The sequence below is a fragment of the Dyella psychrodurans genome (assembly GCF_003363265.1).
Lineage (GTDB): Bacteria > Pseudomonadota > Gammaproteobacteria > Xanthomonadales > Rhodanobacteraceae > Dyella_B > Dyella_B psychrodurans.
Window position 1 is genome coordinate 354,348 of the sequence record NZ_QRBF01000002.1, and the last position, 24,822, is coordinate 379,169.

At 63.1% G+C, this 24,822-nt stretch carries 21 protein-coding genes; 11 read left to right on the forward strand and 10 right to left on the reverse strand.

Annotated elements, in window-relative coordinates:
- Positions 1-2: 2 nt before the first annotated feature.
- Together DWU99_RS07735 and DWU99_RS07740 are read left to right on the forward strand one after the other, a co-directional pair.
- On the forward strand, positions 3-443 hold the full coding sequence (locus DWU99_RS07735; protein WP_115477438.1) for a secondary thiamine-phosphate synthase enzyme YjbQ: 441 nt from the start codon (positions 3-5) through the stop codon (positions 441-443).
- 20 nt (positions 444-463) lie between these two features.
- A complete protein-coding gene (locus DWU99_RS07740; protein ID WP_115477439.1) occupies positions 464-1,282 on the forward strand; it encodes an ABC transporter substrate-binding protein in 819 nt (272 codons plus the stop codon).
- Between the two features lies 1 nt (position 1,283).
- Here the strand turns inward: DWU99_RS07740 and DWU99_RS07745 are convergent, their stop codons facing one another.
- Genes DWU99_RS07745 through proC form a run of 3 tightly spaced genes read right to left on the reverse strand, consistent with a single transcriptional unit; the run spans position 1,284 to position 3,247 of the window.
- Positions 1,284-1,838 (reverse strand): hypothetical protein, encoded by a 555-nt coding sequence (locus DWU99_RS07745; protein WP_115477440.1) that lies wholly within the window; start codon positions 1,836-1,838, stop codon positions 1,284-1,286.
- An 8-nt stretch (positions 1,839-1,846) separates the two neighbouring features.
- Positions 1,847-2,422, reverse strand: coding sequence for a YggT family protein (locus DWU99_RS07750; protein ID WP_115477441.1), 576 nt, complete (start codon positions 2,420-2,422; stop codon positions 1,847-1,849).
- Positions 2,423-2,425: 3 nt separating this feature from the next.
- Positions 2,426-3,247 carry a pyrroline-5-carboxylate reductase gene (gene proC, locus DWU99_RS07755; protein ID WP_115477442.1) on the reverse strand — a complete coding sequence of 274 codons (822 nt, stop codon included), beginning with the start codon at positions 3,245-3,247 and terminating at the stop codon, positions 2,426-2,428.
- 285 nt (positions 3,248-3,532) lie between these two features.
- Between proC and DWU99_RS07760 the strand changes: the two genes are divergently transcribed.
- Entirely contained in the window at positions 3,533-4,570 is a 1,038-nt protein-coding gene (locus tag DWU99_RS07760; protein WP_115477443.1) for a type IV pilus twitching motility protein PilT, read from the forward strand.
- A gap of 339 nt (positions 4,571-4,909) precedes the next feature.
- Positions 4,910-6,079, forward strand: a complete 1,170-nt coding sequence (locus tag DWU99_RS07765; RefSeq protein WP_115477444.1) for a PilT/PilU family type 4a pilus ATPase — start codon at positions 4,910-4,912, stop codon at positions 6,077-6,079.
- Positions 6,080-6,213: 134 nt separating this feature from the next.
- Here the strand turns inward: DWU99_RS07765 and DWU99_RS07770 are convergent, their stop codons facing one another.
- The 6 genes from DWU99_RS07770 to gshB all read right to left on the reverse strand — a co-directional run bounded on the left by DWU99_RS07770 (position 6,214) and on the right by gshB (position 12,003).
- Complete coding sequence (locus tag DWU99_RS07770) at positions 6,214-7,980, reverse strand: hypothetical protein (protein ID WP_325048465.1); 1,767 nt, start codon at positions 7,978-7,980, stop codon at positions 6,214-6,216.
- An 86-nt stretch (positions 7,981-8,066) separates the two neighbouring features.
- Positions 8,067-8,993, reverse strand: a complete 927-nt coding sequence (locus DWU99_RS07775) for an aspartate carbamoyltransferase catalytic subunit (RefSeq protein WP_115477717.1) — start codon at positions 8,991-8,993, stop codon at positions 8,067-8,069.
- 19 nt (positions 8,994-9,012) lie between these two features.
- Complete coding sequence (gene ruvX, locus DWU99_RS07780) at positions 9,013-9,468, reverse strand: Holliday junction resolvase RuvX (protein ID WP_115477446.1); 456 nt, start codon at positions 9,466-9,468, stop codon at positions 9,013-9,015.
- Positions 9,465-10,034, reverse strand: a complete 570-nt coding sequence (locus DWU99_RS07785; protein WP_115477718.1) for a YqgE/AlgH family protein — start codon at positions 10,032-10,034, stop codon at positions 9,465-9,467. The genes ruvX and DWU99_RS07785 overlap by 4 nt, the downstream gene beginning before the upstream one ends.
- A 143-nt stretch (positions 10,035-10,177) precedes the next feature.
- A complete protein-coding gene (locus tag DWU99_RS07790; RefSeq protein ID WP_115477447.1) occupies positions 10,178-11,044 on the reverse strand; it encodes a cell envelope integrity TolA family protein in 867 nt (288 codons plus the stop codon).
- On the reverse strand, positions 11,041-12,003 hold the full coding sequence (gshB, locus tag DWU99_RS07795) for a glutathione synthase (RefSeq protein WP_115477448.1): 963 nt from the start codon (positions 12,001-12,003) through the stop codon (positions 11,041-11,043). The genes DWU99_RS07790 and gshB overlap by 4 nt, the downstream gene beginning before the upstream one ends.
- 449 nt (positions 12,004-12,452) lie before the next feature.
- Between gshB and pilG the strand changes: the two genes are divergently transcribed.
- The 7 genes from pilG (at position 12,453) to DWU99_RS07830 (ending at position 24,005) form a co-directional block, all read left to right on the forward strand.
- Positions 12,453-12,809, forward strand: coding sequence for a twitching motility response regulator PilG (pilG, locus tag DWU99_RS07800; protein WP_115477719.1), 357 nt, complete (start codon positions 12,453-12,455; stop codon positions 12,807-12,809).
- A gap of 32 nt (positions 12,810-12,841) precedes the next feature.
- Complete coding sequence (locus DWU99_RS07805; protein WP_115477449.1) at positions 12,842-13,213, forward strand: response regulator; 372 nt, start codon at positions 12,842-12,844, stop codon at positions 13,211-13,213.
- A 7-nt stretch (positions 13,214-13,220) separates the two neighbouring features.
- Positions 13,221-13,766, forward strand: a complete 546-nt coding sequence (locus DWU99_RS07810; protein WP_115477450.1) for a chemotaxis protein CheW — start codon at positions 13,221-13,223, stop codon at positions 13,764-13,766.
- A gap of 92 nt (positions 13,767-13,858) precedes the next feature.
- Complete coding sequence (locus tag DWU99_RS07815; protein ID WP_115477451.1) at positions 13,859-15,892, forward strand: methyl-accepting chemotaxis protein; 2,034 nt, start codon at positions 13,859-13,861, stop codon at positions 15,890-15,892.
- A 76-nt stretch (positions 15,893-15,968) separates the two neighbouring features.
- A complete protein-coding gene (locus DWU99_RS07820) occupies positions 15,969-21,899 on the forward strand; it encodes an Hpt domain-containing protein (RefSeq protein WP_115477452.1) in 5,931 nt (1,976 codons plus the stop codon).
- Positions 21,892-23,532 (forward strand): chemotaxis protein CheB, encoded by a 1,641-nt coding sequence (locus DWU99_RS07825; protein ID WP_115477453.1) that lies wholly within the window; start codon positions 21,892-21,894, stop codon positions 23,530-23,532. Before DWU99_RS07820 ends, DWU99_RS07825 begins: the two co-directional genes overlap by 8 nt.
- Positions 23,529-24,005 (forward strand): chemotaxis protein CheW, encoded by a 477-nt coding sequence (locus tag DWU99_RS07830; protein ID WP_115477454.1) that lies wholly within the window; start codon positions 23,529-23,531, stop codon positions 24,003-24,005. Before DWU99_RS07825 ends, DWU99_RS07830 begins: the two co-directional genes overlap by 4 nt.
- 57 nt (positions 24,006-24,062) lie before the next feature.
- Here the strand turns inward: DWU99_RS07830 and DWU99_RS07835 are convergent, their stop codons facing one another.
- Entirely contained in the window at positions 24,063-24,797 is a 735-nt protein-coding gene (locus tag DWU99_RS07835) for a 16S rRNA (uracil(1498)-N(3))-methyltransferase (RefSeq protein ID WP_115477455.1), read from the reverse strand.
- Positions 24,798-24,822 lie beyond the last annotated feature (25 nt).

A 24,822-nucleotide genomic window follows, 5' to 3' on the forward strand; every position in this document is an offset into this window, starting at 1 on the left:
CCATGAGCCGAGCCACGACCGCCGAACATGTCGCACAAAATGGCTTCACCGTGCATACGCGCGGACGTGGTTTCAGCGAGATTACAGAGAAAGTCGCCCAACTGGTGTCCGCAAGCGGCGTGCAGGTCGGGATCGTCCATGTTTTCACCGCGCACACGAGTTGTTCGCTGTTGATCAGCGAAAATGCCGATCCTGCGGTGCGCACCGACCTTGAACGCTGGTTTGCCCGCGCCGTGCCCGATGGCGATGCCATTTTCCAGCACGATGCCGAAGGTCCCGACGACATGCCCGCCCACGTGCGCGCGATTCTCACCGGTGTCAGCCTGACCATTCCCGTGCATGGCGGCAAGCCGCAACTGGGTACGTGGCAGGGCATCTATCTATGGGAGCACCGCATAGATCCCCATCAACGCAAGGTGACCGTCACCGTGCTCGGTCACTGATTTCCTGGTTTCAGCCTTACATGACAAGCTCTACATCACGCGATTCGTTTCCCCAGCGCATTGTTTGCCTCACCGAAGAACCCACCGAAGTTCTCTACGCCCTGGGCGAAGAGCACCGCATCGTTGGCATTTCCGGTTTCACCGTGCGCCCGCCGCGTGCGCGCAAGGAAAAGCCGAAAGTGTCTGCGTTTACCAGCGCCAAGGTCGGAGAAATTCTGGCCCTGCAGCCGGATCTGGTGATCGGCTTTTCCGATATCCAGGCCGATATCGCGCGTGAATTGATTCATGCGGGCATCGAGGTCTGGATCAGCAATCACCGAAGTGTCGAGGGCATCCTCGCTTACATTCGCCGGTTGGGTGCGATGGTGGGTGCGTACGAAAAAGCGGAGTCGTATGCGCAGCGCGCCGAGACGCATCTCGCCGCCGTGCGCGCCGCCGCGGCCAGATTGCCCCGGCGGCCGAAGGTTTACTTCGAAGAATGGGATGAGCCCATCATCACCGGGATTCGTTGGGTCGCTGAGTTGATCGGCATCGCTGGTGGCGACGACGCGTTTCCCGAACTTGCGCGCGAATCGCTGGCCAAGCATCGCATCCTGGCCAACGGCGATGAAGTAGTGCAGCGCGCACCCGACATCATTCTCGGTTCGTGGTGCGGCAAGCGCTTTCGCTCCGAGCGTGTCGCGGCGCGGCCGGGTTGGGATGCGATTCCGGCAGTGCGCACAGGCGACATGCACGAAATCAAGTCGCCGATCATTCTGCAGCCGGGGCCTGCGGCCTTGTTCGACGGGCTCGATGCCATCCACGCGCGGATTGTCGAGTGGGCGCAGCGCCAGCGCTGATTCAGCGGCCCGGGTGACTGGAAAGGCAGGGCGCCGCAATCTGCTTGAGCGCCTTGCTCTGTGCATCATCCGGCGCGAACGTCGCGGAGAGCGGTGGCGTTTGTATGTTGTCGCTCAGTTGTATCCACGTGAGCTTGACGCCTGGCTTGCCGAGTGCGGCTGCCACCTGCGTCGCCGTTGTGGCGTTTCCGGGTGCCGACGTGATACCGAACACAAACGCACCGTCTACATCACCGCTTCGCCACCCAGCGACGGCGGCTGGCGCGAATCGCCGATCCCCGGCTTGTAGTTGCGCGCTGGGTTGATACGACGCTGGAGCACGCGGCCCCTCGAATGCATCGAATGGAAAGTCAGGTGCGCTATCGACGCTCAACATCAGCTGCAGGGAGAGTGCGGCACCATTACCTTGCGTGCAGATCAAGGTGAACCATGCCGGATGCTCGCCGGTGCTGGTCGTCACCGTACCGTGCACGGTGACCTGTGGCGGTCCGGAGGGTAGCGCCATCGCCATCGCGGGTAGCAGCAACAAAACCAGCAGAAGCGAGTGTTGTTTCATGGGAACGGTCAGCCCACCTGTGCAAGGCGCGCTCCCAGATCGAACAGCGGGGCGACAAGCAGCATGCGAGCCAGCAGCAGAATGATCACCACAACCGTCGGCGAAAAATCGATGTTGCCGACCACGAGCTTTCCGCGCAGCGGGCGCAGCAGGGGCTGGACGATGGTGCCGGCAAGTCGGACGACAGGTTGATGCGGATCGGCAGACAGCATGGTGAGCAGCGACCAGCCGAAGATCACGATGATGTAGAACAACAGCACGAAGTCGAGCAGATCGGCCAACGACGCCACCAGCAGCCCCGGCAACGCCGGCATGTAACCGGCCAATCCATAGATCACCACGCGTTCGAGCAGCATGGTCAGCCAGACGATCAACAACGCGGCGAGGTTGATGCGTCGCCAATTGGGCAGCACGCGCCGGATTGGCGCCAGCACCGGATTGGTATAGCGATAGATGAACTGGCTGAGCGGATTGTGGAAATCGACGCGAGTCGCTTCGGCGAGCAGCCGCACCAGGAACAGCGTGGCAATAGCTCCAAAGGCGACCTGGATCAGCATCGATAACGCATTGAGCAAGTACGGCATGGGTCAGTCCTTGTCCAACGAGGCAGCCATTTCCGCGCCGCGACGCGTTGCGGCAGCTACGGCACGAGCAACGACGCGCGGCAGCTGATCGGCGGCGAAGCTTTCCAGCGCAGCCTGCGTGGTTCCGTTGGGCGACGTGACACGCTGCCGCAACACGGACGGCGCCTCGTTGCTTTCCACCAGCATGCGTCCCGCGCCAAGGCAGGTCTGGGTGGCAAGGATCCGCGCGGTGTCGCGCGGCATGCCTTGCGCCACAGCGGCGTCCTCAAGCGCTTCGACGATGGCAAAGAAATAGGCAGGGCCTGAGCCGGAGAGGGCAGTGACCGTGTCCATCTGCGATTCGTCGTGGATCCAGCGGGTGACGCCCACTGCATCGAGGATGTGCTGCGCCTGTTCGCGTTGCTGCGGCGTGACGCGCAGGTTGGCGCACAGACCCGTGGCGCCCGCGCCGATCAGCGCCGGCGTGTTGGGCATGCAGCGCACGATAGGGAGCAGGTTGCCGAACCACCGTTCAAGCTGATCGATGCGCACCCCCGCCGCGATCGAGATCAGCAGTGGACGATTGCGTTGCAGGGTATCGCGCAATTCGGCATGCATGGCCGGCATGACCTGCGGCTTGACCGCGAGGACCAGCACGTCGGTATCCGCCGCGGCCTGCCGGTTGTCGGCGTAAGTGCTGATGCCGAACTCACGCCCCAGGGCCTCGCGCGCCTGCGCGAGGGGTTCGGCGACGCGGAGATTGGCGGCGGCCACGCCTGTCTTGATCAGGCCTCCGATCAGGCTGCGCGCCATGTTGCCGCCGCCGATGAATGCAATACGTGTCATGTTGCCTTGGTCCGACTGGTTCCAGGTGGCATACCTTACCGGAGCCGACGTCGGCTTGGGTTGGTGATGGGGTCGTCAAACTGCGCCTTCGCGGTGCAAGGGTGTTAACGAAAGACTGGCCGCCCGGCCATTGCCGCGAGTAGTATCAGGTCGGCTGCAAGGGAGAGGGGGAGCGGCAGGGCAGTCATGCCCATGGCCGGCACGTCCATCCGCGGTAAACCACCGTCTTCCCGATTTGCGGCACGCATTTTTTCAAACCGACGATCGGTTGAGGGGATACATCCGATGGACATCGCCGAACTGCTTGCCTTCTCGGTGAAGAACAAGGCTTCCGACTTGCACCTGTCGGCGGGCCTGCCGCCGATGATCCGCGTGGATGGCGACGTCCGCCGCATCAACATCCCGGCGCTGGACCATAAGCAGGTGCACTCGCTGATCTACGACATCATGTCGGACAAGCAGCGCCGCGACTACGAAGAATTCTACGAAGTCGATTTCTCGTTCGAGATTCCAGGCCTCGCGCGCTTCCGCGTCAACGCGTTCAACCAGAACCGCGGTGCGGGCGCGGTGTTCCGTACCATTCCTTCCGAAGTGCTCACGCTGGACGATCTGGGTTGCCCCAAGATCTTCCGCGAGCTGATCGAGCAGCCGCAGGGCTTGATCCTGGTGACGGGACCGACCGGTTCGGGCAAATCGACCACGCTGGCGGCGATGGTCGACCACATCAACAAGAACGAATACGGTCACATCCTCACCATCGAGGATCCCATCGAATTCGTGCACACCTCGCAGAAGTGCCTGGTGAACCAGCGCGAAGTGCATCGCGATACGCACGGCTTCAACGAGGCACTGCGCTCGGCACTTCGCGAAGACCCCGACTTCATTCTCGTCGGCGAGTTGCGCGACCTGGAAACCATCCGCCTGGCGCTCACCGCCGCGGAAACCGGCCACTTGGTGTTCGGCACGCTGCACACCAGCTCGGCGGCCAAGACCATCGACCGCATCATCGACGTGTTCCCCGCGGGCGAAAAGCCGATGGTGCGCTCGATGCTGTCCGAGTCGTTGCGCGCGGTGATTTCGCAGACGCTGCTCAAGAAAGTCGGCGGTGGCCGTATGGCGGCGCACGAGATCATGGTGGGCATTCCCGCCATCCGCAACCTGATCCGCGAGGACAAGGTGGCGCAGATGTATTCGTCGATCCAGACCGGCCAGCAGTACGGCATGCAGACGCTGGACCAGAACCTGCTCGATCTGGTGAAGCGCGGACTGATCGCGCGTCAGCAGGCCGTTGGCTACGCCAAGAACAAGGAAGTGTTCAAGTAAGACGGGCCGGGGGTGATCCCCGGTTCCGATGTTGTAGGGATGCTCTGATCAATTTTCCGTAGGTGGCATGATGTCCAGAAGGCTCTCAGGGTGTGTCGTGCGGCGCAGGGAAGACTGGCCGTCTTCCCAAGCCGTGCGGCACAGGCTGAGAGCCTTCTGGACATCACCCCATCATTTAAGTCCAAGACGTCGGGGCCGGCCCTGTCTGTCCGCATGCCTTCGGTCCATCGTCTTGACAGACGGCCAGTCTGCCTGCGCCGATGGCCCTGTGGCCTGCGAACAGACAGGGCCGGTGACACCTACGGAAAATTGATCAGAGCATCCCTCGGGGAGATCGCCATGAGCGAATTCGACTTCACCTCATTCCTGAAACTGATGGTCCACAAGAAAGCGTCGGACCTGTTCATCACGGCCGGCGTGCCGCCCTCGATGAAGGTGCAGGGACGCATCGTGCCGATCACGCAGAGCCCGCTGTCGGCGCAGCAGTCGCGCGACATGGTGATCAACGTGATGACGCCCGCGCAGCGCGAGGAGTTTGAAAAAACCCACGAGTGCCAGTTCGCGATTTCCGCGCAGGGCGTGGGCCGTTTCCGTGTGTCGTGCTTCTACCAGCGCAACTGCGTGGGCATGGTGCTGCGCCGTATCGAGGCGAAAATCCCGACCATCGAGGAGCTGAACCTTCCGCCGGTGATCAAGCAGCTTGCGATGACCAAGCGCGGCATCATCATCTTCGTGGGCGCGACCGGTACCGGTAAATCGACCTCGCTGGCCTCGATGGTGGGCTATCGCAACCAGAATTCGACCGGTCACATCATCACCATCGAGGACCCGATCGAATACGTGCACAAGCACGAAGGCTGCATCATCACGCAACGCGAGCTGGGCATCGATACCGATACCTGGGAAAACGCGCTGAAGAACACGCTGCGCCAGGCGCCCGACGTGATCCTGATCGGCGAAGTGCGTACGCGCGAAACCATGGAGTACGCGATCAACTTCGCCGAAACCGGTCACCTGTGCCTGTGCACGCTGCACGCCAACAACGCCAACCAGGCGATCGACCGCATCCTGCACTTCTTCCCGGAAGATCGCCGCCAGCAGTTGTTCATGGATCTGTCGCTGAACCTCAAGGGCATCGTGGCGCAGCAGTTGATTCCCACGCCAGACGGCAAGGCGCGTCGCGTGGCGATTGAAGTGATGCTGGGCACGCCGCTGGTGCAGGACTACATCCGCCAGGGCGAGATCCACAAGCTCAAGGAAGTGATGAAGGAATCCACCAACCTCGGGATGATGACCTTCGACCAAAGCCTGGTGACGCTCTACCAGGCCGGCGAGATCAGCTACGAGGACGCACTGCGCCACGCCGACAGCTCCAACGAAGTACGCCTGCGCATCAAGCTGTCGCAGGGTGGCGACGCGCATACCTTGTCGCAGGGCCTGGAGGGCGTGGAGCTGGAAGAGGATCGCGCAAACCAGAATGGACTCGGCGGCGGGTTCCTTCACCGCTGATCTTTCGCGATGTTTCGTCAAAGAAAAAAGGAGCCGTTTGGCTCCTTTTTTGTGAACGTTTCTTGAGAGAGTGCGAATTTCCTCAACGTCGTTGACCCGCGAAGCGGGCCAACGACGGGCGCTAGGTCAACGTCTTACTTGATCTCGGTGTGCGTGGTGATGACCAGGCCGTGATCGTCCATGCGCACATTCGCACCGATAGCCTTGATGTGGGCAGCCTCCGACTCCATCGCCGCGAACTGCGCCTTGGTGTTGGCCAAGGCGGCCGCGGCGCTTTTCTGTTCGTCCTGATTGCCGGAGTCATCGGGATTCATGGCAGCGGCCATGTTCGCCGCGTTCTCGGCACGCTGTTGAAGCAGGTGGATCCAGTTGCTGTACATGTCGCCATCCAGATGCACGCGCATCAATTCGCCGGCATCGCCGCCCGGCTGTTTCAGCAGGTCGGTCAGCTTGCCGTCTTCATCCTTGCCCACCGCGACGCCGAGCGACTTTGCCCCCATGGCCGCCCAGCCTTGTTCGCCGAGCGCATTGGCGATCTGGGCCGGCAGTTCCACCGCCTTGCCGTCGCCCGTGAGCTTCAAGCCGGCGATCAACGGGCTGGTGACTTGCGCCATGGCCAGCAATCCGGCCGGGTTGTTGGTGCCAATCAGCACGCGACCGGAGAATTTCGGCATGCCGCCGTCCGGATTGGGGGTATAGCCGTCCAGCGCCAGATGCAGGCCGAGCAGATCGCCGATGGGCGGCACCGCCGCCTTCTGAACCGTGTCGCCGAGGCTGCCGAAGCTGTCGTTGAGGTTTTCGAGCACCGGGCAGGTGAATGGCTTGGCGGCCACGGCGTCCGCCTGGGCGCCCCAGAACGCACGCAGTTGCGCGATCGGCAAGGCAAGGCTCAGCTCGAAGGGCGAGGTCGGATCGCTGCCCAGGCCCGGCAGCTCGATTTTGAGTCCGTTGAACGCGCTGACGATATCGCTGGCCAGCGACACGTCAAAGCGAACGTCGCGATGCTTCTCGTCGAGCGTCGTGTAGCCGAGGCTGATTCGCGGCACGCGCGAGGCGATGCGGGTGGCGTCGGTCTGGCAGGTCGCAGGTACCTGCATCAGGTTGGTGACCGGCTCGCCGGTCTTGGCCGACTCGCTTTCGGCACGCGTCTTGAGCAGGGCTTGCGACAAGGGATCCTGGCCACTGGTCGCCAGCGGCAGCAGGCGCGTCAGATCCACTTCACCTACCGCCCACTTGGCGTAGCCCTTGGCTTTGGCCAGGTCGGTCAGGGTATCGGCGTCCTGCAGGCTCTTGGACGGGCGGTCCAGCCCCAGGGCCTGACGCAGCAGGGGTTGCGGCGCGTTATCCGGCAACATCGCCAGCACCGCCTGCTTGCCTGCCACCGCGATGATGAATTGCAGGTGGGAGGTGGGTGCGACGTAGCGCTGATAGTTCTGTGTGCCGAGCGTGACGCTGTCGAACTTCTTGCCGTAATCGTTCTGGAGCTTCGTAACGAAATTGCCAAATGCCTGCGCATTGGCCAGTTGCACACGCAGCACCGGAGAAAGGCCCAGGCCGTAGAACGCCATGTAACCCTTGGGGTCGATACCCGTGTCCTGGATCAGTTGCTCGGCGGTTTTACCGTCGAACTCCCCGGCGACCGTGCGCAGGTACTTGGCCATGTCCGGGTCGGTGTTGGACAGTTGATCGGCCTGCGCTTTCATCTGCGCAACCTGGGCCGGCATCTCGGCGTCGATCTGGGTGAGGATGGCTTGGCGCGTGTCGTTATCCAGCACGTCCAGATTGGCCAATACGTAAGGCGTATCCGCCGGCACGAAGGCCAGAGGGGCATCCTTGTCTTTGTGCGAACACGCGGCCAGCAAGAGGCCAGTGAGCGCCAGCGCCAGTACGCGCTTGGTCATACGCATAATCATCCCCGGGGGTAAAATTTTACGGCGACATTATGCCCGCTTTGTTGCAGTGCCGCCGAAAAAATAAGCGAATGGCCTTATCTGGCCAGCATTTCACCCAGCACGGCCATGCGCACGAAGACGCCGTTGCCCACCTGTTCGAGGATGCGCGACTGTGGCCCATCGGCCACCTCCGGCGCGATCTCGATACCGCGGTTGATCGGGCCCGGGTGCATCACCAGGCAACCGCGTCCGGCCATGGCCAGGCGGCGGCTGTCGAGGCCGTATTCGCGAAAATAAGCTGCTTCGTCGGGCAGGTCGATGCTGGCCATGCGCTCTTTTTGCAGGCGGAGCATGATGGCGGCATCGGCACCTTCGATGGCCTTGTCGAAGTCGTTGTAGAACTTGCAGTGCGGGAATTCGCTGGCTTCGGGCATCAACGCTGCCGGTCCGCACAGTCGAATTTCTCCCGTGCCGAGCTTGGTCAGCGCGTGCACGTCGGAACGCGCGACACGCGAGTGTTTCACGTCGCCGCAAATCACCACGGTGAGCTTGCTGAAATCCGGGCGGTGCTGGCGAATGGTCAGCACGTCGAGCAGGCCTTGCGTGGGATGCGCGCGATTGCCGTCGCCCGCGTTGATCACCGAGACGCCGCTCATCGCGTGGCGTACCAGTTCGTCGGGTGTGCCGGAAACTTTGTGACGCACCACGATGGCGTCCAGATGCATCGCTTCGAGCGTGTGCAGCGTGTCGAACAACTCTTCGCCCTTGCTGGTGGACGAGAAGCCGATGTCGAAGTTGATCACGTCCGCGCCGAGGCGACGTGCCGCCAGCTCGAACGAGGTGCGCGTGCGTGTCGACGGTTCGAAGAACAGATTGAGTATCGTGCGGCCGTTGAGCAGATCCAGCTTCCGCGTGCCGTGTGCGCAGGCATCGCGCATGGTGATGGCGCGATCGAGCAATCGCTCGATGCATTCGCGAGGGAGGTTTTCCAGCGTGGTGAGGTGGCGAATGCGTGGAATCATGGTGACCATCTTGATGTTGTTATTCGGTGCTTGGAAGGGTGTTTGACGGCGTGCCGGTGCCGTCGTTGAGCCAGCGTTCGAGTATGACGGCGGCGGCTTCCGCGTCGATCTGCGCGGCGTCGCGGCGACGTTTCAAGCCTGCGGCACGCGCACCGGCGAAACGTTCGGCCGCTTCGCGCGAACTGTGGCGTTCGTCGACCAGCATGACGGGTACGCGATAGCGTTCGCGCAAGCGATCGGCGAAGCGCCGCGCGCGTTTGCTGGCGGCTTGTTCCTCGCCTTCGAGCGTGAGCGGAAGGCCCACCACCAGTGCTTCCGGCAGCCATTCGCTGCGCAGCGCATCGAGCGCCGCCCAGTCGGGCGTGTCGTCGCGCATGGTGATGGTGGTGATGGCGCGTGCGCTGGAAGTGACACGATTGCCGACCGCGACGCCGATGAGCTTGCTGCCCACGTCGAAGCCGAGTGCGCAGCTCATGCGTGTCCCGCGTAGCCCGGGAGTTGCAATGGATCGATGCCCACCAGGCCGGCCGCCGCGCTCCAGCGTTCTTCCAGCGGCGTGTGGAAGACCACGCGCTCGCTCGCTTCGGCGGTGAGCCATGTGTTGTCTTTCAATTCCTGCTCGAGCTGGCCGGCGCTCCAGCCCGCATATCCCAGTGCCATCAGCGCCAGTCGCGGACCTTCGCCGGCGGCCATGGCGACGAGAATGTCGCGAGACGTGGTGACGGACCAATCGCCGTTGATGCGGTAGCTCGATTCCCAGTGACCGTGTTCGCGATGCAGCACAAAGCCGCGCTCTTGCTGCACCGGTCCGCCGATCAGCACCGGCGCGTCGACGAGCTCAGGGTCGCTGCAACCGAGTTTCATCTGTGCAAGCACGTCGCCGAAACGATATTCCGACAGCTGATTCACCAACAGGCCTACCGCACCATCCTCATCGTGCTGGCACAGGAACGCGACGCCGCGCGAAAACGGCGGTTCGGTCAAGCCGGGCATGGCGATCAAGAATTGTCCCGCGAGGGATTGGGGAGTCTTCGGGCGCATGTGCGCATTGTAAGCGCTGCAGCTGTATCGCGTCTGCGGTACGGACGGCACCGCCTGATGCTGAATGGCAACCTGGACAGTTATCACGATGTTATTGGCGCGTGAGGCGGGATCTCACGGTCGCGGGCCGTCCAGACAGCCCGTCAGCGTGTCTTGAGCACGTCGCCCGGCTGAAACTCCCAGGTGCGCGTGATGTAAAGGATATCGACCTTTTCCTTGTTGTCCGGAGGCAACGAGGGAAACGGCGCACTGAGGCGCACGATGGCCATGGCGGCGTTGTCGATCACCGGGTATCCCGAGCTTTGCGTCACGTCGATGTTGTTGACGCTGCCGTCGCGATTCAGGCCCACGGTGAGTATCACGTCGCCATGCAGGTGTTGCTCGCGCGCCTGTTCCGGGTAATTGAGGTTGCCCACGCGCTCGATACGGTTTACCCAGCCGTTCATGTAGGCGGCATACGCGTACTGCCTGGTGCTGGCCGAGATGTACTTCTTGTGCGGGCGCTTGGAGTACGCCTGGCTCTGTTTGCGCACTTCGGCGGCGAGCTGAGCTTCCTGCTGCTCGATGTTCGCTTCATCGGCCGTGGCGCTGTCTGGGGTCTCGCGCGCGTCCTTGGCGGTATCGCTGTTGACGCTGAAGCTGGCGTTGCCAGAGGTGGTCAGCATGCGCCTGTCGGTGGCTTGCTGCGGTGACGGCGTGGTGGCTTCGACAGGCTGCACGGCCGTGCCCTGGGTGGGCGTGGGCAGCAGTCCTGAGAAAGGCTGCGAGGGCCGCTGTGCCTTGTCGCTGTCGCCGCCCCCCTTGTTGTTGGCCTGGGCGAGGAAGTCGGCCTTGTCCGGCGCCTCGTTGTTGGCCACGTTGACCAGCGTGACATCCAGCGTCGGCAGCGCCGGCCGCGTGGCGACGTAGCTGATACCGATACCGAAGAGCAGCAGGCCATGGACCAGCAACGAAAAGATGAAGGTGGCCCCGATTTTGTTATCGCCGGGGGTGCGGGCAACAGCATTCACGCAGCGGTTTTCTCAATGGCGTCGAACAGCAATCCGGCAATATTAAGCCCGAACTGATGGTCGAGTTCGCGCACACAGGTCGGCGATGTGACGTTGATCTCGGTCAGGTAGTCGCCGATCACGTCCAGGCCCACGAAGCGCAGACCGCGGCGGCGCAACTCGGGGCCGACTTCGGCGGCAATCCAGCGGTCGCGCTCGCTGAGCGGCACGCCCTCGCCACGCCCGCCGGCGGCAAGGTTGCCTCGGAATTCATCTCCCTGAGGGATACGAGCCAGTGCGTAGGGGACCGGCTCGCCATCGATCAGCAGGATGCGCTTGTCCCCGGCGCTGATCTGCGGGATGTATTTCTGGGCGATGGCGAACTGGCGGTCCTGCCCGTGGGAATCGCCGCCGAGCAGGGTCTCCAGCATGGAGTTGAGATTCTTGTCGCCGGACTGGACCCGGAAAATGCCCCGTCCACCCATGCCGTCGAGCGGCTTGAGGACGGCGTCGCCGTGTTCGGCCACGAATCGGCGAAGCTCGGCCGGCTCGCGGGCGACCAAGGTAGGGGCCATGCATTGCGGGAACTGCAGGGCGAACAGCTTTTCGTTGCAGTCGCGCAAGGCGCGCGGGTCGTTGATGACCTGCACGCCGCCGCGTTGGGCCGCTTCGAGCACCATGGTGTCGTAGATGAACTGGGCGTCGACCGGCGGGTCCTTGCGCATCAGCACGATGTCCAGTTCCCGCAGGTCGGTCCAGCGGCCGGCGCCCAGCGTGAACCAGCTTGCCGGGTCGTCCTTGACGGTCAGGGCGTGAAGGCGCGCCCAGGGGGCGCCATCCCGGAGGGCCAGATCGCTCTGTTCCATGTAAAAGAGGCGATGGCCGCGGCGAGAGGCCTCCAGCAGCATGGCGAAGCTGGTGTCCTTGACGATCTTGATGCTGCTGATGGGGTCCATCAGCACGGTGACCGAACGGGGCATCGGGGTCATTCTCCAGTAACCGGGCACGGGCCGGCGGGGCGGGGCGGGGCGGGGCATGCATGTTCGCTGAGGTGGTCCCCTTGCCACAAGGTTCACCCGTCATGACCCCCATTGGCCGCCTATCCCATGCGGCAGCAGTGGCAGGGACGAAGTTGCAGCCCGAGATTGCGCCTGTAACCGTTCTTCACATATGTATTCTCGTTTTCAGAGGTAAAGGCGGCTGCCACAACGTTTTTTTCTTGACGGAAAGCCGTGCAGGCAGTAAACAGCAAAGACGGAGTGCCCTGACGAAGATCAGGCACCTAAGAAGCAGTTGTGCAGGATTTTTTCATCCGCGTCCGGTGGGGGCCTGGGCCGCCGCCGGGTGTCGTACCTGAGCCTGGGGCAGGCCGCAGGGGGGTTAAGTGAACTTGAATGTAGGTACGAACGGCTTGGCCGGTCTCAAGGTCATGGTTATCGATGACTCCAAGACCATCCGTCGCACGGCGGAAACCTTGCTGAAGAAGGAAGGCTGCGACGTGCTCACCGCCGTCGATGGCTTCGAGGCGCTGGCCAAGATCTCCGACCAGAAACCGTCGATCATCTTCGTGGACATCATGATGCCGCGACTCGACGGGTATCAGACCTGCGCGCTGATCAAGAACAATCCGCAATTCCGGGCGACGCCTGTCATCATGCTGAGCTCGAAAGACGGTCTGTTCGACAAAGCACGCGGCCGCATCGTCGGCGCCGAGCAATATCTCACCAAGCCGTTCACACGCGATGAGCTGCTTGGTGCCATTCATCGCCATGTCAGCACGGTTTAATGCCAGTGACTGCAGCATCTAAAGGGGGCGCTGTGGCCAATATTTTGATCATCGACGATTCGCCGACCGACGTGCGCGTGTTCACCACGTTGCTCGAGCGTGCCGGTCATCGCGTCGATGCCGTAAACAACGCAGAGGATGGCATCGAGCGGGTGCGCGCCACGCAGCCCGACCTTGTCATCATGGACGTCATCATGCCGGGCATGAACGGGTTCCAGGCTACGCGCACGCTTACGCGCGACCCGGCCACCGCGAACGTGCCGATCGTGATCATCACCACCAAGTCGATGGAAACCGACCGTGTGTGGGGTATGCGCCAAGGGGCCAAGGCCTTCATCACCAAACCGGTGAACGAGAAGGAATTGCTGGCATGCATCGACGAGCTTTTGCCGAACGCGGCCTGAGGTGAGCATGACAGCGACAGCCGCCCAGACACCGTTTGAAATTCTCGCCCGCTACGAGCGGCTTTCCCTTGCGCACGCATCAGGTACGCAGGAGCGGTTCGAAGCGCCGGGCCTGTGGCGTGGCATCGGTTACCGGGCAGGCAACCGCTTGTTCGTCAGCGGCATCGAGGAGATCAACGAATTGCTGGCGGTGCCCACGCTCACGCCCGTGCCCGGAACCAAGCCGTGGCTGCTGGGTGTGGCGAACGTACGCGGCAATCTCATGCCGGTGATCGACATGGCGCGCTTTCTGTTCAGCGAACGCACGCAGCACACCGAGCGCACGCGCCTGCTGGTCGTGCGCCAGGGCGGTGGCAACGTGGCGTTGTTGGTGGACGAAGTGTTCGGTCAGCGCACGGTGGACGTGGAGCAGCGTCGCGGCGCCGAGGCAGAGGACGATCCGCGTCTTGCCCGCTTCGTGGATGATCGTGTGGATGTGGACGGACAGCGCCTGGCGCTGTTCAGCATGGGCAAGTTGGTGCGCGCGCCTGATTTCCGTCAGGCGGCCACCTAAAAAAGTACGCGTTGAACTGGCGATGGGAATGGTCGGGTTCGGCGACAACGCGACGGTTGATTACCGGGTAGTACACGGGTGAGGTGAATAGAATGAGCACGACAGGGGGCAACCGCGCGGAACGAGCGTTTACCGCGCCACTGGTCTTGCTGATAGCGTTTATCGTCTTCGCGGGTGTGGATTTCTTCCTCCTCATCTCGAAGAGCGGTGAAGACCAGCAGGCGATCGCGTTGACGACGCAGATCCAGGTGCTATCGCAGCAGACCGCCAAATACGCGCTGGAGGCATCCGGCGGTAACCCCGATTCGTTCGCCGAGCTCGAAAACGCGCGCGACACGATCGATTCCGCAGTGCAGCGCCTGGTCAACGGCGATTCGAAAACGGGCATGAAGCCCTATTCGGACAAGAACGCCACCAACACCGGTCGCTCCGTCACCAAACTGGCCGAGGCGTGGAAATCGCTCGACGGCGATATCGGCAAGATTCTTTCGAACAAGCAGGTCGTGCTCGATTCGACACAGCGCGCCGACGACCTGTCCAAACAGTTGCCGCTGCTCAACTCCAACATGGAGCAGGTGGTCAACATCCTGCAGCAGCGCAAGGGCACGGGTGCGGAAGAAATGCTCGGCGCCTCCCGTCAGATGCTGCTCGCCGACCGTATTACCCGTCGCGTGCAGGAGGTGCTGCAGGGCGGAGAATCCGAGCAGGCGTCCGCGGACGGTCTTTCGCGCGACTCGCAGAACTACGGCGAAGTGCTCAAGGGCCTGCTGCAAGGCAACCAGGGCATGGGCGTGCAGCAGCTGGGCGACGCCAATGCGCGCAAGATTCTTTCGGAGATGCAAGGCGACTGGGACAAGCTGAGCGATCCTATTTCCAAGCTCGTCGCCGCGGGTAGCAACATCGCGGAAGTGAAGAGCGCAGGCAACCAGGCCTCGCTCGATTCGTCCAACGTGCTGCTTCGCGCGAACGACCTTGCCGACCAGGTTCGCCTGCTGCCGCAGCGGCGTCTCTTTCCCAACCTGTGGTGGGGCATTCTCGGCGCTATCGGCGCGGTGCTGTTCGCCGTGGTGCTGATCGTCAGCATTTTCTATGAACAGCGTCGTCGCGTGCGTGAGAGTACCGAACTCAACCAGCGTAACCAGGAGGCGATCATGCGTCTGCTGGACGAAATGGGTTCGCTCGCCGAAGGTGACCTGACGGTGAAAACCACCGTGTCCGAGGACATCACGGGCGCGATCGCGGACTCGGTGAACTACGCTATCGACGAGTTGCGCACCCTGGTGACGACGATTAACGAAACCTCCGAGCAGGTGTCGTCCTCCGCGCAGGAAACGCAGACCACCGCACGCCATCTGGCCGATGCCGCGCAGAACCAGGCGCATCGCATCAGTACGGCAACAACCGCCATCAACCAGATTGCGAGTTCGATGGACACCGTGTCCAAGAACTCCGCCGAGTCGGCCGACGTGGCCGAGCGCTCGGTGCAAATCGCATCGCACGGCGCGGAAGTGGTGCGCGAAACGATCTCCGGCATGGACTCGATTCGCGACCAGATCCAGGAAACGTCCAAGCGTATTAAGCGCCTGGGTGAGTCGTCGCAGGAAATCGGCTCCATCGTGGAACTGATTAACGACATTGCCGAACAGACGAACATCCTCGCCTTGAACGCAGCCATCCAGGCGGCATCCGCCGGTGAAGCAGGCCGCGGTTTCGCGGTGGTGGCGGACGAAGTGCAGCGCCTGGCGGAACGCTCCGCCAGCGCGACGAAACGAATTGAAACGCTGGTCCAGACGATTCAGTCCGACACCAACGAAGCCGTGAACTCGATGGAACAGACCACCGCCGAAGTGGTGGCCGGTGCCCGCAAGGCGGAAGATGCGGGTAGCGCACTGGGCGACATCGAACGCGTTTCGCACGACCTGTCGGCACTGATTCAAAACATCTCCACCGCCGCACGACAGCAATCCATCGCTGCTACAGATATTTCGCAATCCATGAATGCGATCCAGGAAATCACTTCGCAGACGTCGCAGGGCGCAAGCCAGACGGCGGAATCGATTGGTTACCTGGCACAGTTGGCAAGCGATCTGCGTCGTTCCGTGGCGCACTTCAAGCTGCCGGGTTGACATCGGGCCATAACAAGAGGGCAACCTCGACGGTTGCGTGATGCGCAAAAACAAGCGCAGCCGCTGAGGGGGGCGCATGAGACTTCAAGACCACATCGATTTCACAACCCTGCAGTGGGTCAAGCCGGAGCTTGACGAGACCCTTGCGCTTGCACGACAGGCGCTGGAGTCCTACGTCGACAATCCCGGCGAGCGCGACGTCATGCGCTCCTGCGCGGACAACCTGCATCAGGTGCAGGGCACGCTGCGCATGGTCGAACTGTACGGCGCCGCGATGGTTGCCGAAGAGATGGAAACACTCTCCATCTCGCTGCTCGAAGACCACGTCCGCAACCGCGAGGATGCTTACGCCGCACTGATGCGCGGCCTGATGCAGTTGCCCGACTACCTCGAGCGACTTTCCAGCGGTCACCGCGACGTACCGGTGGTGCTGCTGCCGCTGCTCAACGAATTGCGCGCAAGCCGCGACCAGGAGCCGCTGAGCGAATCGTCACTCTTCACCCCCAATCTTGACGCACCGCTGCCGGCCCATGCGCCGGCAGCCGCCAACGCGGCGGACGCGCAGCGCCACAAAGGCGAAATCGCCGAATTGCGCCTGCGCTTCCAGCAACAAATGCTGGCGTGGTTCCGTGGACAGGGGACCGACAGCCAGCTCGCGGCCATGCGCAAAACGTTGAGCGCGATCGCCGCGCGCTGCGTGACCACGCCAGGCCGTCGCCTGTGGTGGATCGCGTCCGGCGTGCTGGAAGGTCTCGATCACGGCATGCTGAAAAATCATGCCGCTGAAGTCCGTCAGTTGATCGGCCGCGTCGATCGCAGCATCCGCCAGCTGATCGAGCAAGGCGAAGAAAGCCTGCAGGGCGGGGACGGCGACGATCTGGCGCGCAAGCTGCTGTACATCGTCGCGCAGTCCAAACAGCGCAGCCCGCAGATGGCACAGCTGGCGCAGACCTACAACCTGGACGGCCTGATTCCCGATGCCGGCGAGTTGGAACACGCCCGTGGCTCGATGACGGGCCACAACCGCGCGTTGCTCGATTCGGTGGCACGTGCCCTGAAAGACGACCTCCTGCGCGTCAAAGAAGCGCTCGACCTGTTCCTGCGTCAGGCCGATGCGGATCCCTCGCAACTGGGTGCGCAAGCGGAAGTCCTCGAACGTGTCGGCGACACGCTCGGCATGCTGGCGCTCAACGTGCCGCGTCGCGTGATCAACGAACAGCGTCGCGTGCTCGAGGAAATATCCAGCCGTCTGCGCACCCCGGACGAAGAATCGCTGCTCGATGTCGCTGGCGCCTTGCTCTACGTGGAAGCATCGCTCGACGACCACATCGAAAGCCTCGGCGCTGAAAACGAACCGACTGACCAGCACTCCCAGGCGATGTTGCCGCGCAGTGAGGCGCGACACATTCTCGCCACGCTGATGAGCGAAGCCGTTGCCAATACGGGCAAGGTGAAGAACGGCATCGTCGCCTTCGTCGAATCGGGCTGGCAGCATGAGCAGCTCGACGGCATGCCTGCGTTGATGGACGAAGTGGCCGGCGCGATGCGCATGCTTTCTTCGCCGCGTCCTGCGCAGATTGCCGAGGGCGTGGGCCGTTTCATCGGCAACGAACTGTGCGTGGACCAGCGCGTGCCTAGCAGCGCACAGATGGACCAGCTTGCCGACGCACTGGCCGCGCTGGAGTACTACCTGGAGGCCGCACGCGAACATCGCGGCGGGCTCGAACACATTCTCGATGTGGCCGAACACAGCCTGGGTGGGCTGGGTTATTGGCCGCCACCGCTTGCCAAGGCCTTGCCCGAGCATGCCGTCGAAACACACGTCGAAGCGCGTGCTCCGGCGCCGGTGCTCAACGAGCCGGTCAGCCTGGCGTATGGCGACGACGCGAGCGAGTTGTTCATCGGCAGCAGCGAAACACCTGCGCCGTTGACGCACGATCTCACCGGCCTGAATCTGGTCGAAACCGAATCGGCCGCGGCGGGTGCGCCATCCGACGAGCACGGCGACTGGATCGAAATCGAAGAAGAAATCGAAGAGCAGGTATTGGCGGCCGATCCGCTGGCAGCCAGCGCCGGTTTCCAGGCCAGCACGGAAGGCATCGACGACGACATCCGCGAAATCTTCCTGGAAGAAATGCAGGAAGAGATCAACAACCTGCGCCAGGGGCAGCAGGCGTGGATGGTCGATCCGACGCAGCTTGCCGAACTCTCGTCGATCCGCCGTTCCTTCCACACCTTGAAGGGCTCCGGTCGCCTGGTTGGCGCGAGCGTGCTGGGCGAATTCTCCTGGCGCGTGGAAAACATGCTCAACCGCGTGCTGGATGGCACCATCCCGCCGCACGAAGGCGTTCAAGCTCTGGTGGGCCATGCCATCGGTGCGCTGCCGCAGTTGCTGGCGATGCTGAAGGACGGTGTGCTGCCCACGGCGCCGCTTGGCGCGATCATGCAGGCTGCCGATCAGCTCTCCGCGGGCGAACAGGCCACGGTGGAGCAATACGCCTCCGGCATTGCTACCGAAACGGTGCGCCGTACCGTGCGTCGTCGCGTACCGCGTATCGACGCGGCCATCGACGCCATCCCGGCCGCAACCCTTACGGATCATTCCGTCGTTGCATCTGCGCCCGTCGAAGAATCCGTTGCAGTGTCGTTTGCCGACACCTTCCACGAACCGGTATTGCCGCCGGTGGACGCGGTTTTGCTGGAAATCCTGCGCAGCGAAGTGGCGCAATACCTGCAGACCATTCGCAATGTCGCGAACTTCGCCGACGGCGAGCTGCCGGTGGAAGATGGCTTGCTGCGTGCCGTGCATACGCTGCACGGCGCCATCGCGATGGTCGACATCCCGCTGCTGATCCATCTGCTGTCGCCGCTGGAGAGCCTGCTCAAGCGCCTGCGCGCGGCCGGCCAGCCGCTGTCCACCGAAGGCGTTCGCCTGCTTAGCCAAAGCGCGGACGTCGTGGACGAAGTGATGGCGCAGTTCGACGCACCGAATCCGCAGTTGCCGGATGCGTCCGCGCTCATCGCGCGCCTGGCCGAACTGCGCGACCATCAGCCCGAACCGCAGATGGCGCACGTCGTATTCGAACGGCGCGATGTGGAGCCGGAGCATGTCGAGCATGAGCCGCAGTCCGAACATATCGACTTCGGGCAGCTCGAGCACGAGGCTGTAGAGGAACATTCCGACGCGGCCCACGTCGGCGAAGCACCGTTGCATGCCGAGTCCGTCACGGACGATTACACGGCCGAACTGCTCGCCGGCCTTGCTGCGCACGAATCGGGCGAGGTGGTCGATGCGCCGGTTACACACCGCGCCCACGAGCCGAGTCCCGAAGACGAAGAATTCGCCGAACTGCTTGCCAGCCTGGAAGCGTTGGAGCCGGAGCGACTTTCCGCCGTCACGCACGACGAAGAGCCGGCATCCATCGAGCATCATGTCGAGTACGTCGCGGCCAATGAGCCGATCGACGAACTGATTGGCGAAGCCGGCATCGACGAAACAAAGGGCGAGGGAGCGGCGATCGAAGAAGCCATCGAGCCGGTGGTGCATGCTTCGCACGAAGAAGCGCCTGCTGCAGTCACCGAATCCGTGCACGAGTTCGCCGAGACCGCACCGGTCGGCGAGCTGATGAGCTTCGGTCACATCGATCCCGACTTGCTGGAAATCTTCAGCGAGGAAGCGCGCGAGATTCTCGACGATGCCGACGGCCTGCTGGCCAAGTGGCATGCCGAGCCGGCCGAAGTCGAACACATGACGGGCCTGCTGCGTGCCCTGCACACGCTCAAGGGTGGCGCGCGCATTGCCGGCCTCACACCGGTGGGCGACCTCAGCCACGCGATCGAAACGCTGCTGGAACGCTCGCAGGGCATCGACTCGCAGCGTACCGGTACGCTGATCGGCACGCTCGAGGTGGCCTTCGACCAGATGCACGGTCTCGTGCAGCGTGTGTCGCAAGGCAAGGCCATTGCGTATCCGCGTGCGCTGATCGACCGCCTGCTGGGTGGTTCCGGCGTGGAGCACGCGCCGGCTGCCGAAGAGATCGTCGAGGCAGAGGTCACGGTACTCGCGCCTGCACATCCGCTGCCTGACATGGAACTGCCGTCGCTGTTGCCGGCAGAAGAAGCCCTGCCGGAAGAAGTCGCACGCACGTCGCAGGAACAGATCCGCGTACGCGCCGATCTGCTCGACAACCTCGTCAACAACGCAGGCGAAGTCGCGATCTATCGTTCGCGCCTGGAGCAGCAGGTTTCGGCCTACCGCTTCAATCTGGTCGAACTGGAACAGACGGTGTCGCGCCTGCGCGGCCAGCTGCGCATGCTCGAAATCGAAACGGAAGCGCAGATCATCGCGCGCTTCCAGCGCGAGCACCGCGAAGCAGGCATCGGCGTGTTCGACCCGCTCGAGCTCGACCGTTTCTCGCAGCTGCAGCAGTACTCGCGCGCGCTGGCCGAATCGGTATCGGACTTGGTGTCGATTCAGAGCATGCTCGACGAACTGACCCGTCAGGCCGAAACCCTGCTGATCCAGCAGTCGCGCGTCAGCTCCGAACTGCAGGAAGGCTTGTTGCGCACGCGCATGCTGCCGTTCGACACCATGGTGCCGAACCTGCGCCGCACGTTGCGCCAGGCTGCGCAGGAAGAAGGCAAGAGCGCCCAGCTTTACGTGGAAGGCGCGCACGGCGAAATGGATCGTAACCTGCTCGATCGCATCAAGGCACCGTTCGAGCACATGCTGCGTAACGCCGTGGCGCACGGTATCGAATCGCCGGAAGACCGCCGCAAGACCAAGAAGCCGGAAGAGGGTGCCGTGCGCATCCGCGTGGCGCGCGAATCGACCGAGGTCGTCGTACGCGTGAGCGATGACGGCCGCGGCCTGGACCGCGAGGCGATTCGCAAGCGCGCGATCGAGCGTGGTCTGGTGCGCTCCGAAACCCGCCTCAGCGACGACCAACTGCTCGCGCTGATCACCCAGACCGGCTTCTCCACCGCCAGCACCGTCACCCAGCTCGCCGGCCGCGGCGTGGGCATGGACGTGGTGGCCAACGAGATCAAGCAGCTGGGCGGTTCGCTGGCGATCGAGTCGCGCCAGGGCGAAGGCACCACCTTCGTGCTGCGCCTGCCATTCACCCTGGCGGTGACGCAGGCCATCCTGGTGCGCATTGGTGAATCGACGTTCGCCATTCCGATGACGTCGGTGCAGGGCGTCGCCCGCATCACGCCGGACGAACTGCAGCACCGAATGGCCGAAGATAACCCGCAGTTCGAATACAACGGCGAGGAGTTCGGCATTCACGATCTGGCCGAGCTGTTGGGTTTGAATGCCGGTCATGTGGGCGATGAAGAACAGCTGCCGTTGCTGCTGACGCGTTCGGGCGATCTGCGCGCCGCCATTCGCATCGATGCGGTGATCGGCTCGCGCGAAATCGTGGTGAAGTCCGTCGGTCCGCAGGTCAGTTCGGTGCCGGGCATTCTCGGCGCAACCATCATGGGCGATGGCTCGGTGCTCGTGATTCTCGACCTCGCACCGCTGGTTCGCCATGGCCTTGGCCGTCGCGAACAGCGTCTGGCCGAGGGCTTGCAGTATGCGACCACGGCGCCTGTCGTCGAGGACGTGCGCACCAAGCCCATGGTCATGGTGGTGGACGATTCGATCACCATGCGCAAGGTCACCAGTCGTGTGCTGGAACGTCACGAATACGAAGTGGAAACCGCGAAGGACGGTCTCGACGCACTCGAAAAGCTGCACGAGCGCGTACCGGACCTGATGCTGCTCGATATCGAAATGCCGCGCATGGATGGCTTCGAGCTGGCGACGCAGATGAAGGCCGACCCACGCTTCCGCAACGTGCCGATCATCATGATTACTTCCCGTACTGGCGAAAAGCATCGTCAGCGTGCGTTCGACATCGGCGTCGAGCGCTACCTCGGCAAGCCCTACCAGGAAGCGGAATTGTTGGCGCAGATCAGCGAAGTCCTCGAGCAGCACGCGCGGGAGCCGGTGAATGAGTGAGAAGCGCGTTGCGTTGTTCTTCGATGATGTTGAGCTGGGAGGTCACCTTCGCACTGCGCTCTCCGAGCATGGTGCGGAGATCGCGCACGAAGGACCGCTCAGCAGTTTCGACGAGCAGCAACTTCGCAAAGCGGGTGTCGACGTGCTGGTGGTCAACCTCGACGACGCGGTGGACGACGCCACGCTCGATCGCATCTACGGGCTGATCGATTCAGGCAAAACGCCGGTGGTGTTCAACGACGCGCAAGCCAGCCGAGGCCTGGATGGCTGGGATCGCGCGCGCTGGGCGCGCCATCTGGTGGCGAAGGTGCTCGACAGCGACGTCATCGACCCGCCGCGACCCGACGATGCACGAGAGATTGATGCGCCTGTCGTAGTGGAAGCGGAAGCAGAGCAGCCGACCATCATGGCACCGATCGAGGAACCGGCTGAGGCTTTTGCAGCCGATCCGGTCGACGATGTTCCGCTGGTGCACGACGAATCCGTCCCCGATACGGAAACCCTGGCCGCCGAACTCGAGGCGTTGCTGGCGTCCGACGAATCGGTGGATCCCCCGGAGGACGACTTCGGCTCCGGCCTGAAATACAGCGAGCACGACGTCCTGCCCGAGCTGCATGACGGCGAGTTCGGTTTGCACGATGCAGCCATTCATGCCGAGGTGTCGGTCGAACTGGAGTCGCCCGCGCCATTGCCGGTCAAGGTCGACGCGCCGGCTTTCAATGCCGATATCGACCACCTCACGCTGGCTGCGCTGGACGACGAAGACGTCAAGGCGCCCGCGATCGAAAAAGCGACCCTCGCCCAGCAGACGCCCGCGCCGACGGCACCGGAATGGGGTTTTGTCGAAGACGATGACATCGGCGCACCGCCAGCATCGGACACCAGGGCGGGCAAGGGCTTCGGCGTCGAGAAAGTCAGCGCAGCGGAATACCTGGCACCGGACGCCGAAAAAGCGGACGTGTCGGTTATGCCGCGCATGACGCTCGAGCTGGTATCGATCGAGGAGGCCATTGCGCCTCGACAAGAGTACGAGCCGCAGGAAACGCGTCTGGACGAACTCGATGTCGCGTTTGCGCGCCTGCTTGTGTTGGGTGCGGCACGCGACAGCCAGGCCTCGCTTGCTGCCTTCCTGGCGGGATTGCCGAGCAATTTGAAGCTTCCCATCCTGCTGACGCAGCACCAGCACGGTGGATCGGTGGATCAACTGGCCGAAACGCTCGCACAAGGCAGTTCGCTGCCCGTGAAAGTCGCCGTGGCGGGCATGCGTGCGCGGGTGGGGGAAGTGGTGCTTGTGCCGCGCGGCCAGCAGGTGCGCATCCTTCGCGACGGCCGCGTGGAACTTTCCGCGGCGAATGACGAAGCCAGCGAACAAGCCCCGTCCATCGATAGCAGTTTCACCATGGCGGCCAACGTCTTCGGGCGCGATGCCTTGGCGATCATCTTCTCCGGCCGCGCGACCGATGCCGTGGCGGGTGCCCAGGCGATTCATGACCGTGGCGGCCAGGTGTGGGTCGAATCGTCGGCCAACGATCACTACGCAGACATGGTGCATGGCGTGCTGGCCGAAAGGCTGGCCAGTTTTTCCGGCTCGCCGCAGGAGCTTGCGGTAAGGCTGGTCGAGGATTTCCGATGAGCGAACAACCACTACCCCGCGAAATCAGATGCGTGCTGGTGCCCGTGGGCGATCTGCGCCTGCTGCTGCCCAACGCCACCGTGGCCGAAGTGATCACGTTGACCGCACCCGAACCGGTGGCCGGCGCTCCCGACTGGTTGCTTGGCCGTATTGCATGGCGCGGCTGGCGCGTGCCGCTGGTGTCCTTCACCAAGCTGGCCGGTGCGCAGGAAGGCGACACCGAACTGAGCATGCGCGTGGCGGTGCTCAAGGCACTCGGCGGCAATAGCGAAATGCCGTTTGTGGCGGTGCTGACCCAGGGCTTCCCGCGCCTGACGACGCTTAACTCGGAATTGATCATTCCCACGCACGACGGCAAGCCGCTGCCGCGTGGCGTCAAGGCACAGGTGCTGGTACGCGACGACGTAGCGCTGATTCCCGATCTGGAAGGCATCGAAAGCGAAGTCACCGAACTGCTGCAGCAGGCGAGCTGAGTCTTCGAATGTAGTGCGCTATCTGCGGATAGCGTCGAGCGCTACGCGGTATCGCCTTCAGAAATCTCCGTGCAGCGCCTGCAGCGCAGCCAACGCTGCAAGCCCTGCCGTTTCCGTGCGCAAAATGCGCGGGCCCAGACGCAGACCCTGAAAACCTGTCTCGCGCAACGCGGCGACATCGCGATCGCCGAGACCGCCTTCCGGACCCACCACCAACAACCCGCGCGATGCACCAAAGCGTACCTCTCGTGTGCGCATCGTGCCTTCCGGCAACAAGGCGAGGCGTTGCGTGTCGTCGTCGGCAAGATTTTCCAGCCACGTCTGCAGCGGTTGCGCCGGGGTCACTTCCGGAACGCGAACACGGCCGCTCTGTTCGCAAGCGCTGGCCGCCACGGCACGCCAGTGCAAAAGGCGTTTCTCCGCGCGCGATGGGTCCAGTTTCACCTCGGAGCGCTCGGTGAACAGAGGCACGATCCGCGCAACACCCAGTTCGGTGGCCTTCTGCACGATCAGGTCCATCTTCTCGCCGCGCGCCACGCCTTGCGCCAGCGTGAGGTGGAGCGGCGATTCGTTGGCAACTAATTCACGGCTTTCAACGCGCACCATGACATCGCGCTTGCCGACAGCAACGACCGTCGCGGCATAGTCGTAGCCGTCGCCGTTGAATACGGTAAGCGCGTCGCCGGGATTCATGCGCAAGACGCGCGCGACATGCTCGGCCGCCTGCGACGGCAGTGCGACTTCGGTGGATAAGGACAAGGGCTGGTCGAGGTGGATGCGGGTCGTGCGCATACGGGCTTGGCTTAACAAACAGACC

Coding starts and splice junctions, on each gene's coding strand:
- DWU99_RS07735 (WP_115477438.1), top strand. CDS start 3: ATGAGCCGAGCCACGACCGCCGAACATGTCGCACAAAATGGCTTCACC.
- DWU99_RS07740 (WP_115477439.1), top strand. CDS start 464: ATGACAAGCTCTACATCACGCGATTCGTTTCCCCAGCGCATTGTTTGC.
- DWU99_RS07745 (WP_115477440.1), bottom strand. CDS start 1,838: ATGAAACAACACTCGCTTCTGCTGGTTTTGTTGCTGCTACCCGCGATG.
- DWU99_RS07750 (WP_115477441.1), bottom strand. CDS start 2,422: ATGCCGTACTTGCTCAATGCGTTATCGATGCTGATCCAGGTCGCCTTT.
- proC (WP_115477442.1), bottom strand. CDS start 3,247: ATGACACGTATTGCATTCATCGGCGGCGGCAACATGGCGCGCAGCCTG.
- DWU99_RS07760 (WP_115477443.1), top strand. CDS start 3,533: ATGGACATCGCCGAACTGCTTGCCTTCTCGGTGAAGAACAAGGCTTCC.
- DWU99_RS07765 (WP_115477444.1), top strand. CDS start 4,910: ATGAGCGAATTCGACTTCACCTCATTCCTGAAACTGATGGTCCACAAG.
- DWU99_RS07770 (WP_325048465.1), bottom strand. CDS start 7,980: ATGACCAAGCGCGTACTGGCGCTGGCGCTCACTGGCCTCTTGCTGGCC.
- DWU99_RS07775 (WP_115477717.1), bottom strand. CDS start 8,993: ATGATTCCACGCATTCGCCACCTCACCACGCTGGAAAACCTCCCTCGC.
- ruvX (WP_115477446.1), bottom strand. CDS start 9,468: ATGAGCTGCGCACTCGGCTTCGACGTGGGCAGCAAGCTCATCGGCGTC.
- DWU99_RS07785 (WP_115477718.1), bottom strand. CDS start 10,034: ATGCGCCCGAAGACTCCCCAATCCCTCGCGGGACAATTCTTGATCGCC.
- gshB (WP_115477448.1), bottom strand. CDS start 12,003: ATGCCCCGTTCGGTCACCGTGCTGATGGACCCCATCAGCAGCATCAAG.
- pilG (WP_115477719.1), top strand. CDS start 12,453: ATGGTTATCGATGACTCCAAGACCATCCGTCGCACGGCGGAAACCTTG.
- DWU99_RS07810 (WP_115477450.1), top strand. CDS start 13,221: ATGACAGCGACAGCCGCCCAGACACCGTTTGAAATTCTCGCCCGCTAC.
- DWU99_RS07815 (WP_115477451.1), top strand. CDS start 13,859: ATGAGCACGACAGGGGGCAACCGCGCGGAACGAGCGTTTACCGCGCCA.
- DWU99_RS07820 (WP_115477452.1), top strand. CDS start 15,969: ATGAGACTTCAAGACCACATCGATTTCACAACCCTGCAGTGGGTCAAG.
- DWU99_RS07825 (WP_115477453.1), top strand. CDS start 21,892: ATGAGTGAGAAGCGCGTTGCGTTGTTCTTCGATGATGTTGAGCTGGGA.
- DWU99_RS07830 (WP_115477454.1), top strand. CDS start 23,529: ATGAGCGAACAACCACTACCCCGCGAAATCAGATGCGTGCTGGTGCCC.
- DWU99_RS07835 (WP_115477455.1), bottom strand. CDS start 24,797: ATGCGCACGACCCGCATCCACCTCGACCAGCCCTTGTCCTTATCCACC.